Annotated in this window: 10 protein-coding genes; 9 read left to right on the top strand and 1 reads right to left on the bottom strand. The window is 28.8% G+C overall.

The window, feature by feature from the left end; genetic code table 11:
• The first annotated feature begins 26 nt into the window (after window positions 1–26).
• The 9 genes from IPM32_11335 (at window position 27) to IPM32_11375 (ending at window position 15331) form a co-directional block, all read left to right on the top strand.
• Window positions 27–1151, top strand: coding sequence for a glycosyltransferase family 9 protein (locus tag IPM32_11335; protein MBK8945846.1), 1125 nt, complete (start codon window positions 27–29; stop codon window positions 1149–1151).
• Window positions 1141–1863 (top strand): WecB/TagA/CpsF family glycosyltransferase, encoded by a 723-nt coding sequence (locus IPM32_11340; GenBank protein MBK8945847.1) that lies wholly within the window; start codon window positions 1141–1143, stop codon window positions 1861–1863. Before IPM32_11335 ends, IPM32_11340 begins: the two co-directional genes overlap by 11 nt.
• Entirely contained in the window at window positions 1860–3023 is a 1164-nt protein-coding gene (locus IPM32_11345; GenBank protein ID MBK8945848.1) for a glycosyltransferase family 4 protein, read from the top strand. The genes IPM32_11340 and IPM32_11345 overlap by 4 nt, the downstream gene beginning before the upstream one ends.
• 15 nt (window positions 3024–3038) lie before the next feature.
• Complete coding sequence (locus IPM32_11350) at window positions 3039–8336, top strand: T9SS type A sorting domain-containing protein (GenBank protein MBK8945849.1); 5298 nt, start codon at window positions 3039–3041, stop codon at window positions 8334–8336.
• A gap of 72 nt (window positions 8337–8408) precedes the next feature.
• Window positions 8409–9755: a hypothetical protein gene (locus IPM32_11355; GenBank protein MBK8945850.1), complete on the top strand. Its 1347-nt coding sequence runs from the start codon at window positions 8409–8411 to the stop codon at window positions 9753–9755.
• 97 nt (window positions 9756–9852) lie between these two features.
• On the top strand, window positions 9853–11646 hold the full coding sequence (gene lepA, locus IPM32_11360) for an elongation factor 4 (GenBank protein MBK8945851.1): 1794 nt from the start codon (window positions 9853–9855) through the stop codon (window positions 11644–11646).
• Window positions 11647–11786: 140 nt separating this feature from the next.
• Window positions 11787–12704, top strand: a complete 918-nt coding sequence (gene lepB, locus IPM32_11365; protein ID MBK8945852.1) for a signal peptidase I — start codon at window positions 11787–11789, stop codon at window positions 12702–12704.
• 12 nt (window positions 12705–12716) lie between these two features.
• On the top strand, window positions 12717–14678 hold the full coding sequence (locus tag IPM32_11370) for a S8 family peptidase (GenBank protein MBK8945853.1): 1962 nt from the start codon (window positions 12717–12719) through the stop codon (window positions 14676–14678).
• A gap of 2 nt (window positions 14679–14680) precedes the next feature.
• Complete coding sequence (locus tag IPM32_11375; protein MBK8945854.1) at window positions 14681–15331, top strand: O-methyltransferase; 651 nt, start codon at window positions 14681–14683, stop codon at window positions 15329–15331.
• Window positions 15332–15333: 2 nt separating this feature from the next.
• On the opposite strand, the gene IPM32_11380 is transcribed toward IPM32_11375, so the two are convergent.
• Window positions 15334–15762: an Rrf2 family transcriptional regulator gene (locus IPM32_11380; GenBank protein MBK8945855.1), complete on the bottom strand. Its 429-nt coding sequence runs from the start codon at window positions 15760–15762 to the stop codon at window positions 15334–15336.
• Window positions 15763–15784 lie beyond the last annotated feature (22 nt).

Consider the following 15784-nt stretch of genomic DNA (forward strand, 5'->3'; position numbering starts at 1 on the left):
TTTATTTTTAAGTCAAAAGTGAAACGTTGAAGCTGATTCACTACATAAAGAATTATACTGAAATATTTGTTTTTCAATTTCTTAAATTTTCTCTTCCAAAAGTTAAAAAGCACAAAAACTATTTATTACTAATAAATACAGGTTATATTGGAGATCTTATTGTATCGTCTATTTTACTGGAGAATCCTAAAATATTTAAGGAATATAATAAAATTATATTTCTTATTAAAAGTCAATATTTAGATTTATTTACTAATTATGAAGGGGATATTAAATTTTTTGGCTATAATGAAAAAAAATATCGTTTTTCTATTTTGTATAAATTCAAATTACTTTCCTTATTAAGAGCTGAAGCATTTAAAACATGTATTCAGCTCACAGCAGCAAGGGGAATTCTTAATGAGGAAATTACTCATTTATCTGGCGCTAAGGAACTTATTGCACTAAATTCATTTTGGGAATATCTTGGAAAACACTTAGGTACATATTTCGATAGTAAGTACACTTCAATTATTGCAAAAAAAACTTTAAACGAATATCAGAAACATTTTGAATTGATAGAGGAATTTAATCATGATAAAGTGGAAATAGCTTTTAATAATGGAATTACTTTTGCTGAAAATAAATTATTAAAATTTAACGAACAACTTAATTTGTCAAATTACATTGTAATATCACCATTTTCATCTCAAATGAATAGAGAATGGAAATCAAATTATTTTAAAGAATTAATTGATTATCTGAAAATTGATTATCAAATTGTATTAATTGGATCAAGAAATCAGAAAAACAAAATTGAAAGATTAATTACTGATAAAGGAAATGTATTTAATTTAGCAGGTGAATTGAATTTAAATGAGATTCCAAGTTTATTAAAATACGCAAAATTATTTATTGGTATGGATTCAGGTATGACTCACCTTGCGCTTAAGTTAAATACTCCACTCATTTCAATTATTGGTGGAGGTGAGTTTGGCAGATTTTTTCCGTTCAAATCTACAAATAAAGTAAAATATCTCTATAATAAAATGGATTGTTTTCTATGTCACTGGGAATGTATTAAAAGTGAAATGTTTTGTTTAATTGAGATTACTCCACAAATAGTAATTAACGAAGTAAAAAAAATTTTGTTGGAAAGACATGCTGTTTAAACTTGAAACAATTAGCGAGGATATAGTTGGAAAAAAACTATTTAAAATAAAAAAGAACGATTTCCCATTTGTCATTCAGTACTTAGATTTTAACGTTGCTAATTATTTTTATGAAAAAAATATAGATATGAATTACTTGAATAATTTATTTTTATATCCAGACTCAGCAGCTCTATATTTTTATATAAAATTATTCGTAAATAGAAAATTTAAGAAAATAATTAGCACAGACTTTCAAGAAAATATTTTAAAAGAAATTAATAAAAAGAATGTAAATGTTTATTTATTTGGAGACAAAGAATCTATATTGTATAATGCCATTAAATCTATTAAAAAAAAATATTTTAATATAAATATAGTTGGCTTTTGCAATGGATACAATTTTAGTTCAAGTGAGTTAATAAATGAAATAAACGATTTGAATGTGGATCTATTATTTGTTGGGTTAGGTGTTGGAAGACAAGAGAAATGGATATTAGAAAATTATAAGGAATTGAAAGTAAAAATTGTAATTAGTGTTGGCGGATGGTTTCAATATTTAGCTGAAAATAAAAAACGAGCACCTCGGTTGATTAGGAAATTAAATTTAGAATGGTTGCACAAATTAATTTTTGAATTCCCGCGTGTATGGAAAAGATATTTGATAGGGGTTCCGTTATTTTATTTTAGAATAATTACAAAGAAAATTGTTATAAATTTGGTTGAAAAATGAAAATCCTTTTTATTAATGAATCAACAGTAATAAAAGGCGGTATTGATATTGTTTTAGAAACTGAATTTGACGGATTAAAAAAAAACGGAATTGATGTTGAATTGTTAGATTTCTCACATAAGGATTTTTTAAATAACAGTATTTTAAATAAATTCAAACATACAATTTTATATTTCTCCGAAAGTGAAAGAAACAAAGTCATTGAGCATAAATTAAAATCCTTTAAACCAGACATTATTCATTTTCATAATACATATCCTATTTTAAGAAAACCCTGGTGGATGGAAAAAAAATCTAAAAATTTAAAAGTAGTTCAACATTTACACAACTATTATCCATTTTGCTTAAACTCATTTTTTTTTATTGATGGAAAAATTTGTACCGATTGCTTTATCAATAATAATTTTTCAGATGGAATTCGGAAATCATGTTATGATTATTCTAAATTCAAATCTTTTTTTGCTTCATTTAATCGCCCAGTTCCACATGAATGGATCAAATATTCAACTAATGTTGATCTGTTCTTAGGAGTCAGTAATTTTATTGTTGATAAATATATTGAGTTAGGACTTGATGAAAAAAAAATAAAAAGAATATATAATGGAATAAATATTGAGCAAAATAATCTAGTTTCTAATAATGGCTCTTATGTATTATTCTTGGGGAATATTGTTTATGCAAAAGGCATAAATATTGTATGTGAATTAGCTAAACAAAATCTTGATATTGAGTTTGTTATTGCTGGTTTAGGGCGTGATTTACAATCAGTTAAATCTAAATACAATTTTTTGTCTAATCTGAAATTTATGAATTACTCAGAAGGAGTAAATAAAAAAGAATTACTTATGAATAGTAAATTCTTATTACTTCCTTATTTGAGTTGGGAATCATTCGGGTTAGTAAATATTGAAGCTTTAGCATATGGCAAACCAATTATTACTTCGGGCTTAGGGGGAACCTCAGAATTAATAGAGGATGGTAAAACTGGTTTTATAGTTAAAGGAAATAATTTAAACAGCTATCAAGATGCTGTTAGAAGATTATGGGAAAATAAATCTCAATTTAAAATCGATGAACTTAAACAAAAAGAAATATTGTCTAAATTTTGCGCAGAAAAACATATTGCCAATTTAATTAAACAATATAATTCAATTATATAATATTCGCATAAATTTATGAAAAAGGTAATTATATTTTTAACAATTGTTTTCTGTTCCATTCTTAATGCTCAAGTATTATTAACTAATTACTTTGAAGCTGATAGTGAACTAAGAATGAAATTAAAACTAAATGCAACAGAACTATTGCCCCGGAACGAAATGAAAGGTTTTTTTGACGAAAGCAAAAATGGATATTTTGCATTGCCGTCTAAATCTATAATAATTGGAATTCCGTTTAGTGAAAAATACAGTATTACTTCTAAAGTACTTAACGAAGAGAAGAAAAGATTTGTTCTCGGAGTTAACCCCGAAGTTGTTAAAAATAATAATGAAGAACTTCAATATAATTTTATAAGTCAAAAGATTTATAAGGGAAAACCAAAACCAACAATCGAGGTTAAGGGTTACTTTTGGCTAGGTGAAATTTACTGCGTTAATTTGGAAATAAACCAATATAGTTATGATGATAAAACTTCAATAATTTCACAAATTAATGAGATCGAAATTAAAATAGAATTCAAAGGAAGTAAGAATCTTTCTAAATTCGCATATACTCAAAGTATTCATAATCTAAATTCTTTGATTAACGCAAAATATGCTATCAAATATTCTGGTAAACCTAATAAAATCTTAATTGGAAATGATACTACAAATAACTGGATAGATTACACAAAACAATATTTAAAAATTGGGACTTTAGTAGATGGAATTTATAGATTAACAAAAGATCATCTTGAGCAAAACGGGTTAATAGTACAATCAATAAATCCAAAAACATTTAAACTTTTCTCAAAAGGGAAAGAAATTCCTATTTTTGTTGAAGGTGAGAATGATTTATCTTTTGATAGTGATGATTATATTGAATTTGTTGGTTTAAGAAATTTGGGAGGAAATCATAGAATTGTAAGTAAATATGATGAACCTTATAATGAATATTTAGGACGATATACTGATACTACTATATACTGGCTAACATGGGATGGGGTAGCTGGAAAACGTGTTAATGTTTTTGGGGACAGTGAGGTTACTAATGCTGATACATTAAAGTCTTATACTCAAATCGACCATTATGAAACAAATATTTGGTTCGATTTTGCAACAGTTGATCAAGTGAGAAGAGAAAGTCCATTTTGGAGTGAAAATAAAACATGGAACGAAGGTAACCTTAATATAGGAATTCGTAATAAAAATTTTGTTGTATCTGATATTTATCCAAACAAACCATTTCATATTTATGTAAAGTTACAAGACTTTGCGTCTGATATTTCTAAAAATGCACATTTATTGTCACTCGGATTAAATTCATATGAAAGATGGAGCGATTCAATTTATATTGATAAGTATGAGCAAATTGTACTTGATGCAGAATTTAATTCAAATTTACTTAATTCCGGAAACAACACATTAAAAATAAATTCAATAGCTACTGAATCTTCTATAAATCTTTGTGTTTTTGACTGGTTTGAAATAGAATATGAAAGATATCTTAAGCCAATTGATAATTTCTTAAATTTTTCATTTTCATTTCTTAAAAACAAAGTTGCATATATAGTCATGCTCCAAAATATTTCTGCTGATAATTTTACAATATGGAAATATGGAGACAGTTATAAAAAATTCACATTAAAAAATATTGAAAATGCAATCGTATTTTCTGATACGATTTCCTCTTCAGATAAATACGCTTACTCAAATATTACAAAAATTTTAACTCCAAAAATTTATTACAAAAAACAATTTATAAATCTTAGAAGACCGGATAATAAGTCAGATTACTTGGCTATTACTCATAAAAAATTCTTAACTAAGGTTATAGAATATTCAGAATTTATTTCAAATAGTTATAATTTGTGTACCAGTGTTATTGATATTGATGATATTTATGATGAATTCTCTTACGGCCTTTTTAATCCAGAAGCTATAAAATCCTTTCTTCAATCTACTCATAATTATTGGCAAAATCCTAAACCAAAATATGTTGTTTTGATTGGAGGAGCAACTTACGACTATTATGGGAATAAATTTAAAAATTTGTCATCCGTGAAAGAACGTGTTATTAATTATGTCCCGTCTTTCGGCGCTCCGGTTAGTGATAATTGGTTTGTTACTTGGGATACTACTGGCACTTATATCCCTCAAATGAATATTGGTCGTATCCCCGTTACAAATAATGATGAACTTGAATGGTATTTTGATAAACACAAAACATTTGTAGAGCAAGGGTTTGATGATTGGAATAAAAGATATATATTTTTCTCTAGTGGAGATGCAAAAAATATTTCAGAACTTTCACAATTGAAGGAATCTAATCAGTTTGTTATTGATAATTTTATAAATACAAGACCGATTGGTGGAACCTCGACTCACTTTTACAAAACTGTCGAACCTAAAACTAATTTTGGCCCGTATTCTGAAGAATTTTTTCAAAGTGTAATTGATAAAGGGGCAATGTTTATCTCGTATTTAGGTCATAGTGGAACTCAAATCTGGGATAATACAATTGTTTCTCCTCTACAGTTAAAAAATACTAGAAATAGATATCCAATTGTTTCGGATTTTGGTTGTTCGACTGGAAAATTTGGTGAGCCTGATATCAAGTCTTTTTCGGAATTGTTTACAGTTAACCAAGATGGACAAGCATTAGCATATATTGGAAATACCTCACTTGGATTTTTATCTACCGCAATTAATGCGCCTAAAATATTCTATAAGAAAATATTGCGTGATAGTGTTTATAATGTTAGTGAAGCACTTAATAGGTCAAAACTTGAAATGTTACAAGATTTTGGTTCCACAGGAGTTTATAAATTATTCGCATTGACAAATACTTTGATTGGCGATCCAATAATTTCTTTATCGGTTCCCCAAAAACCAAACTTTGTCATCGAAGAAAAAGATGTTGAAATAAATACTCAATTTCTAAATGATTTACAGGATAATGTTGGAATTAAAATAAAATACCATAATTATGGAAGTGCAATCAATGATTCAATTCACATACAGATTGAGAGTGAATTCAATAACATTAAAAATATAAATAGTTTTAAAGTTGATATTCCCAATTTTGAAGACTCAATTCAACTGAATATTCCAATTAAAAACAAAGCTGGCAGTCATTCGATAAAAGTAAAATTGGATGAATATGATGCATTCGACGAAATATCTGAAAGTGATAATATTTTGAATTTTACATTTAATGTTGGTAGTTCATTAATACGTCCGATTATTGAATATCAGTATGTAAATGGCATTGATAAAAAAATTACTTTTATAAATCCAACTTCCAAACCAAAGGAAGAAATAATAATTTTTGACATTTCTAATAATCTTTCATTTATAAGTTTTTCAAGCCATGAAATTCATTTCGATTCTCTTTTTACAATATATAGTTTTGAAAATATAGAAAAAAATAAAAGATATTTTGGAAGAACAAAAATAAAAGGAGGGAATAATTTTTCAGCTTCATTTTCATTTTTAAATTCTTCTCCAAAATATTTACTAGCTGATAGTGTTAGTTTTTCAAGTTCTATATCAAATAATTTGCATTTTCACAACAATTCAAATTTACTTGACTCAAGTTATGTAACATTTGAGTTATTTTCTGCTGGTTTTGATGATGGTCAAGCTGCAATTATTTCAAGAAATGGTGTGAATTATGTACCAACTCCATTAGTTGGACATCATATAGCTTTATTTAATTCCTTACCTCCTTATGAATTTATCGAATATAAATATTTTAATACTTTAGAAGGTGGGATAAATACTTCAAATTATATACATTTTTTGGATACTTTGACTAATGATTATTTGGTAGCAATTGCAATTTCTGATGAAGGCTCGCCAAGAAGTGATGAATTGAAAGCACAAATTAAATCTTTAGGAAGTCAATTTATTGATCAAGTTGGTTGGAGAAGTTCTTGGGCATTCATTGGTAAAAAAGGAGCAATAATTGGTAGCATGCCTGAAGCTATTTCAAAATCTGGTGACGGTCCAGTTACAATTGATTCAACATTATCATATATTACTGATAATGGAAAATTAATTACAAATATCATCGGTCCCTCCACAAACTGGGAAAATTTAGTTGTTCAAGATTCACTACCGAACAATTCCCAAATTATTTATAAACCAATTCTAATTTCCCAAGTTGATAATTCTGAAGATACGCTTGATGCGTTAAATATTGTTAATGGTGAAGCATCCTTAAGTTTTATCGATGCAAAAAAATATCCTTACATTAAATTTTTAGCTGAATTTAAAGCTGGTGATAATAACACTTCTCCGGTTCTAAAATCTTTAGGTGTTGATTATGATGGAATTCCAGAACTGGCAATCAATTATCAAGTTGTTTCTGTGGAAAATGATACAATCCAGCAAGGTGAAAATGCTAATCTGCAATTTTATGTTTATAATGTTGGCGAATCAAAAGCTGATAGTGTTAAGGTAATTGTTGAAGTTGTAAATTCGGATAATTCAAAAGAGAAAATTTTTGAGCAAATTATTGATTCACTTGGTTCAGAAAAGAGACAGAAATTTAATTTATCTTATAATACTTCAAACTTTAACGGAGCTAAAACTTTTTCAATATCAATTGATCCCGAAAATAAAATAACCGAATTATATGAAGATAATAATTATTTCAACATTCCATTTACAGTAATTGGAGATACGACAAAACCCACACTGGCATTGAGTTTTGACGGAAATGAAATTTTCGATGGTGAATATATTTCCAGTAATCCAAATATAAAAATAGAATTAAATGACCCGAGTTTGGTGCCAATTTCAGATACAACTTCTATTGCAGTTTTTCTGAATAATAAATATGTAAGTTATTTTTCAAATCCAGAAATCCTAAAAATAAATTATTCATCTTCAAATCCAAAAGTTACAGTTGAGTATAATCCAAAATTGGAAGACGGAGAATATATTCTAAAAGTTTTAGGGAAAGATGCTTCGGGAAATTCTGATCAAAATTCCGGCATTACCAAATCATTTAATGTTTTAAGCGAACCGAAATTATTAGAAGTTTATAATTATCCAAATCCGTTTAACAATGATACTTACTTTACTTTTAAGTTAACTCAAATTCCCGATGAAATTAAAATTCGTGTATTTACAGTTGCGGGAAGATTAATTAAAGAAATCAATCTTTCCGGTAATCAGCTTAATTATGATATGAATAAAATTTACTGGGATGGAAAAGATGAAGACGGTGACCCAATCGGCAACGGAGTTTACTTGTATAAAGTAATAATGGATGTAAACGGTGAAAAACAAGACATCACACAAAAATTAGCTGTTGTAAGATGAAAATTATTTTTCGATAATATGTAAAATATTTTAGTATTGTAATTTTATTCTTATTCTATTAGTTATTATTCCATGAAAAATAAATTATTCATTTTATTTTGGATTTCATTTTCAGTATATACTTCCGCACAAATTTTTAGACCAAGTCCAAACGAAGGATTTATTGGCGGTGCTGCCGGTTTAACTTGGATTGATGGAGAACCTTTTTATTCAGTTCATCTTTTCCCGGAACTTTCATTCGCAAAATTTGGAATTGGTTTAGACCTCAATTTGGATTTTGATAAAAACGGAAAATTACGCAATGAGAATTTTAATGAAACTTCAGATTATTTAAGCTTAATACGTTATGTTAGATACGGACAAAAAAGTGATCCTTTTTACTTAAGATTAGGAGCTTTGGACTTTGCTACAATCGGTCATGGAAGCATAATGTATTTGTACAATAATAGTCCAAGTTTTGACTCAAGAAAAGTTGGTTTGGAATTTAACATTGATTTTAATTTTTATGGAGTTGAAGCTGTTTACAGTACTTTTGCAGAATCTGGAATTATTGGATTAAGAACTTATACTCGACCGCTTTTGGCAACCGAAATTGGTGATGTTCCAATTATTGGAGCGTTTGAAATAGGAGCAACTTACACAACGGATTTTAATAAAAATGCCGGAGTTATTGAAGTAAATTATAATCCGGAAAATGATGAATATAAATCAACAAAAAATTTAGGCGCAACTGAAATTATTGGATTTGATTTTAGTCTTCCATTGCTTAGAACTAGTATTGTTAATTCTGATATTTATTATGATTATGCAGAAATTTTAGATTTTGGCAACGGTAGAAGTGCCGGAATTATTCTTGATTTTTATGGTTTAGGTTTAGTTGATGTAAGAACAAAACTTGAAAGAAGATGGAACGGGGTAAATTATTTGCCATCATATTTTAATTCTTTTTATGAATTAGAAAGGTTTCAAATTAATGAAACATCCCATTCAGTAAATAGTAAAATTCAAACTTTACATAATGGAATTAAAGTTGGGAATGGATATTACGGTGAATTGTTAATTTCCGTAATAAATTCGTTTTTTGTTTTCGGAAGTTATCAACGGTATGATAAAAATCCGGATAGCGGCGCATTAAATTTACGAACAGAAATTTCTCCGGAAAATGGAATTTTTGTTGCGCGGGCCGGTTATGATAAATTAAATATCAAGAATGAAAAAGATTTGTTTACATTGGATAACAGATCATTTTTATTTGCAGAAGTTGGCTATAAATTAAATCCTTATATATTGGTTTCAATGGTTTATAATTGGACTTTCACACCAATTAGAGATTTGGATGATAATTTTATAAGATACAAACCGCAAAGAAAAATTGAACCAAGAATTTCATTTATTTATCCATTTAATTTTCAGCAGTAATCCATTTCACAAAAACCGTCAAGATTTATCATTTTCAACTCAATTGGAAATTGCCTTATCAATAAGTATATTTCTTAGCTAAATTTTAAAAGATATAATGGAAAATATTAGAAATTTCTGCATAATTGCTCACATAGATCACGGTAAATCAACTTTGGCAGATATGCTTTTGGATGTTACGGGAACTGTATCTAAAAGAGAAGCCAAAGCCCAGCTTTTGGATGATATGGATTTAGAGCGTGAACGCGGTATTACAATAAAATCTCACGCTATAAAAATGAATTACACGCATTCAGATAATAAATTATATAATCTGAATTTGATTGACACACCCGGACATGTAGATTTTTCCTATGAAGTTTCAAGATCGCTTGCTGCATGTGAAGGTGCTTTACTAGTTGTTGATGCTGCTCAAGGTGTTGAAGCGCAAACAATTAGCAATGTTTATTTAGCTGTTGAAGCCGGACTTGAAATAATCCCAATTATAAATAAAATTGATTTGCCGAGTGCGCGTGTTGATGTTATTAAAAATCAAATTATTGATTTAATTGGCTGTGAAGAAAGCGATATAATTTTGGCAAGTGCAAAAGCAAGAATTGGTTTTGATGAAATTTTAGATGCAATTATTAATAAAATTCCTCCACCGAAAGGTGATCCGAATAAACCTTTACAAGCATTAATTTTTGATTCAGTTTTTGATTCTTACCGCGGTGCAATTGCTTACGTTCGAATTGTAAACGGTGTGCTTAAAACTAAAGATCAAATTAAGTTTTTTGCTAGCAATGCAGTTGTTCAAGCTGAAGAAATCGGAATTTTAGGTTTGAAAAAAATCAAAACTGAAGAATTAAGCACCGGCGATGTTGGTTACGTCATTGGAAGTATTAAAGATGTACACGATACCAAAGTAGGCGATACAATAACTCACGCAAGAAACGGAGCAGAAGCTCCGCTTGCCGGATATAAGAATATTAAACCAATGGTTTTCTCCGGATTGTATCCTTCTGATTCGGACGATTATGAGGACTTAAGAGATGCAATTGAAAAACTTCAACTTAATGATGCATCATTGGCTTTTATTCCGGAAACATCAGCTGCATTGGGATTTGGTTTCCGTTGTGGATTTCTTGGAATGCTCCACATGGAAATTATTCAAGAAAGATTGGAAAGGGAATATAATCAAACAATTGTTACAACTTTACCAAACGTTGAATATCATGCATATAAAAGAAATGGCGAAAAAGTAATTGTAGATAATCCTGCAGAACTTCCACCCGTTGGAGATATTGAAAGAATTGAAGAACCTTATGTAAAATCTCAAATTGTTGTTCCAAGTGAATATTTGGGAAACATCATGAAATTAGCAATGGAGAAAAGGGGAATTTATAAAAATACAACATATATTGATCCAACCAGAGCAGATGTGGAATTTGAATTTCCACTTTCAGAAATTATTTTTGATTTTTTTGATAAATTAAAATCCACAACTCGCGGTTATGCTTCATTTGATTATGAATATATTGGATATAGAACTTCCGATTTAGCAAAGTTGGATATTATGTTAAACGGAGATGTTGTTGATGCGCTTTCGATTATTGTTCATAAAGATAAAGCTTATGATTGGGGGAAAAAAGTTTGCACAAAACTAAAAGATTTAATACCGCGACAAATGTTTGAAATTGCTGTGCAAGCTGCAATTGGTAATAAAATAATTTCGAGAACAAATATTAAAGCTCTCAGAAAAAATGTTCTTGCGAAATGTTACGGCGGAGATATTACAAGAAAGAGAAAACTTCTTGAAAAACAAAAGGAAGGAAAAAAGCGAATGAAACAAGTTGGAAATGTGGAAATTCCCCAAGAAGCATTTCTTGCCGTACTTCAAATTGATGACTAATTTAAAGAGTACGCTTTTACATTTGTTTGCCAAAAAGATTATCTTTACACTTCAGAGGGAAAAAATCGCACTAAATTATTTGAAACAAAAAAAGTAAAATCAACTATAAATAGCTGAAGAATTTTAATTTGGGAAAAAATATGTTTTCAAAAGATGATAAAAACAAAGAAAGGCAAAATAAAAATCGGCACAAAACACCATTAGTTAAATTTTTGGATTTTTGGAAGAATTTATTTTATGCAGCGCTTGCGGCACTATTTATCAAAACATTTTTTATTGAAACTTCAAGAGTACCTACTGGTTCAATGGAACAGACAATAATGGTTGGTGATTTTTTATTTGTAAATAAATTTATATACGGAGCTTCAACACCAAGAAATATTCCTTTTACAAATGTTGTTCTTCCGTATTATCAGTTCCCCGCAATTGATGAACCTGAAAAAGGTGATATTTTTGTTTTTGAATATCCCGGTGATAGAGATGTTATTATCCCGACCGAGGTTTTAAGTTATGTTAAAAGATGCGTAGCAGAACCCGGCGATACAATTGTAATTAAGAATAAAGTAATTTATGTTAACGGAACAGAATTGCATCGTCCGGCGAATATTCAGTATTTGGTACCACAAATTTTACCGAAAAGTTATACAAGACCGGATATTTTTCCAAAAGGAAGCGGATGGAATAAAGACCAATACGGACCGCTTGTAATTCCTAAAAAAGGTGATGTTATTAAATTAACTCCGGAAAATATTGAAACTTATAGAACCCTTATAAATAGAAATTATAAACGAGATGTTGTTAAAGTAATGGCTGGCAAAGTTTATATTGATGGAAAATTAACTTCAGAATATGAAATTCCTCAAGATTATTATTTTGCAATTGGTGATAACAGAGATGATAGTTCCGATAGCAGATATTGGGGATTTGTTCCCAGAGAAAAAATTGTTGGGGAAGCATTAATGATTTATTGGTCTTGGAATCCCGAAATTCCATTTAGTAATTTCTTTAAACTTTTAGGTTCAACAAGATTTAATAGAATTGCAAAATTAGTTCATTAATAAAGTTAAGCGATGAAAAATTTATTAATATTATTTTTAATTGTATTTACAAACGAAATTCTATCTCAGGAAAAATATTTTATTTACTTTAAAGATAAAGGTGATGTTCTTTCCAAAATTGCGGATAAAGAAAAAATTTCAGAGAAATTTCTCTCAAAAAAAAGTATCGAAAGAAGAAAGAAAAATTTAGGAGAAAATTTTTTAACAATTTCCGATATTCCAATTCACCAAGAATATATTGATATTATTCAAGAAAATAAAATAAAAATTTTTCGAAAACTTAAATGGCTAAATGCAGTTAGTGCAAATCTTACACAAAATGAATTTAATCGAATTAAAAATTTTCCTTTCATATCAAAAATTGAAAAGGTTAGAAAATTAAAATCAGAAAAACCTATAGAAAAATCATCAGAAAAAATTCAAACTTTATCAAAATCAAATCAAACATATTCTCTTGATTATGGATCATCTTTAACTCAGAATGAATTGTCAGATATTCCAAAAGTTCATGATATGGGGATTTCTGGTGAGGGTGTAATAATCGGAATTCTTGATACCGGATTTGATTGGAAAACTGTAAAATCATTAAAAGATAAAAATGTAATTGCGGAGCATGATTTTATATTCAACGATAGTTTAACTGCAAATGAAACTGATGAAGATGTAAGTTCACAACATAGCCACGGTACAAGTGTATTTTCAATATTATCCGGATTTGATGAAGGAAAAATTGTTGGACCAGCTTATAATTCGTCGTTTATTTTGGCAAAAACTGAATATGTTCCTTCGGAAACTCATGTTGAAGAAGATAATTACGCAGCTGCTTTAGAATGGATGGATTCAATTGGAGTTGATATTACAACTTCATCTTTAGGATATAGTGAATTTGATAAAACTGAATTTTCTTATACCTATGCAGATATGGATGGAAAAACCACAATTGTAACAAAAGCTGCAGAATTAGCGTTTGAAAAAGGGATCACAGTTATTACTTCTGCGGGAAACGAAGGCAACAGCCTTGGGATTGATTCTATATCATGGTATTATATAACTGCTCCCGGAGATGGATTTAATACTTTAACGATTGGAGCTGTTACAAGCTCAAACGTAATTGCATCATTTAGTTCACGAGGTCCAACTTCAGACGGCAGAATTAAACCGGAAGTTGTTGCACAAGGAGTTTCAGTTTTTCACTCAAATGCGGGAAGTGAAAGTTCTTATTCTTTTGGGAACGGGACATCTTATTCTGCGCCAATTGTTGCGGGAATTGCCGGACAATTATTATCTGCTTTCCCTCATTTATCAAATAAACAAATTAGAGATATAATTATCAAAAGTGGGGATAATCAAGTTAGCCCAAATACAAGTGTTGGGTATGGTTTAGTTTCTGCGCTCAAAGCAATATCCTATCCGAATTTAGAATTTATTGATGATAAATATTTCATAAATAAAATTATTTCAGATTCAATAAGCATTCAAACGAATACTGTTGAATTGATTTCTGAAGGTGGGAATAAATTTTCCGTAAATCAAAAAAGTGGAATTTATTATCAAATCGAATTACCAAATGAAATTTCTTCATCAAATAATAGAATTTATTTTACTTATAAAGATGCACAGAACAATACAATTAGAGATCCGAAAGAAGGATTTTACGAAATCTATTTTGGTGAATTAATTAATGACACAACCGAAGAAATTCCCCAGTCTTTTGAACTTTTACAAAATTATCCTAATCCTTTTAATCATGGTACAATAATTAACTATTCAATTGCGAATGAAAGATTTGAAAATGTTCAGCTAAAAATTTATGATGTTTTAGGAAGAGAAGTAAAAACTTTGGTAAATGAGAATAAGTTGAAAGGGAAATACTCAGTTTATTTTGATTCTCAAAATTTTGCTTCAGGAATTTATTTTTACACACTTCGAACTTCAAATTTTTCTGTTACGAAAAAAATGATGCTTTTAAAGTAAACATGCCAAATATTTTATTTCCAGAACAAATAAGTTATTTAGAAAATTCTCTAATTAAAGTTGATCCATTAATTGAAGAAATGGAAAGGTTTGCAGCAGAAAATAAAATTCCAATTTTGGAAAAGATTTCCGCAAATTTTTTAGAACTTCTACTACATATTTATAGTCCAAAAACATTCTTAGAAATTGGTACAGCCATAGGATGCTCTACAATTAGAGTCGCCAAAATATTACAAAATGAAGAGAAAATTGATTCAATTGAATTAAGCAAAGATAATATCAAACTTGCCAAAGAATTCATTTCCAAATTTGGTTTATCAGAAAAAATTAATTTAATTGAAGGAAATGCATTAGAGATTATTCCAAATTTGAAAAAAGTTTATGATTTTATTTTTCTTGATTCAGATAAAGAAGATTATGAAAAATTATTGAAATTGTGTTATATGAAATTAAAACTTGGAGGAATAATTTTAATAGATAATTTACTATGGAAAGGATTTACAGCTTCAAAAGAAATCCCGGAAAAATTTAAAACCAGTACTGAAAATATTAGAAAATTCAATAAATATTTTTTGAATTTTCCGGGATTAAAATCATCAATTCTGCCAATTGGAGACGGCTTAGGATTAGCCGTTAAAATCAGCGATAAATAATATCACACTTTTCTTTTAAGTGTTTCTGTGTATTCTTCGGCAACTTCTCTTACTGATTTACTTGAAATTAAGAAATGAATATTATCTCTTAATTTGCTCCACTCATCATGCAAGGGACAAGGATGTTCATCGGAGCATTCTTTTAAACCGGTAACACATTTTAAAGTTATAACCGGTCCTTCAATTCGTTCAACAATTTCCAATATTGAACTATCTAAAGCAAGTTTAGTAATTTTAAAACCGCCTCCTCTTCCTTTGTAAGAATCAACATAACCATATTTTGCCATTCGCTGTAAAATTTTTGCCAAATAATGTGAAGGAATATCTTCCTTTTTTGCAATATCGGATGACATAACCAACAAATCGCTCGATTGACGTGCAAGGAATAGAATTGCTCTAATAGCATATTCACCGGTTTTTGTGTAAATCATTCTTAACCTCTTTAAGAAAAAT

The organism is Ignavibacteriota bacterium, from assembly GCA_016716225.1.
Taxonomy (GTDB): Bacteria; Bacteroidota; Ignavibacteria; order Ignavibacteriales; family Melioribacteraceae.

Coding starts and splice junctions, on each gene's coding strand:
- IPM32_11350 (MBK8945849.1), top strand. CDS start 3,039: ATGAAAAAGGTAATTATATTTTTAACAATTGTTTTCTGTTCCATTCTT.
- lepA (MBK8945851.1), top strand. CDS start 9,853: ATGGAAAATATTAGAAATTTCTGCATAATTGCTCACATAGATCACGGT.
- IPM32_11370 (MBK8945853.1), top strand. CDS start 12,717: ATGAAAAATTTATTAATATTATTTTTAATTGTATTTACAAACGAAATT.
- IPM32_11340 (MBK8945847.1), top strand. CDS start 1,141: ATGCTGTTTAAACTTGAAACAATTAGCGAGGATATAGTTGGAAAAAAA.
- lepB (MBK8945852.1), top strand. CDS start 11,787: ATGTTTTCAAAAGATGATAAAAACAAAGAAAGGCAAAATAAAAATCGG.
- IPM32_11380 (MBK8945855.1), bottom strand. CDS start 15,762: ATGATTTACACAAAAACCGGTGAATATGCTATTAGAGCAATTCTATTC.
- IPM32_11375 (MBK8945854.1), top strand. CDS start 14,681: ATGCCAAATATTTTATTTCCAGAACAAATAAGTTATTTAGAAAATTCT.
- IPM32_11355 (MBK8945850.1), top strand. CDS start 8,409: ATGAAAAATAAATTATTCATTTTATTTTGGATTTCATTTTCAGTATAT.
- IPM32_11345 (MBK8945848.1), top strand. CDS start 1,860: ATGAAAATCCTTTTTATTAATGAATCAACAGTAATAAAAGGCGGTATT.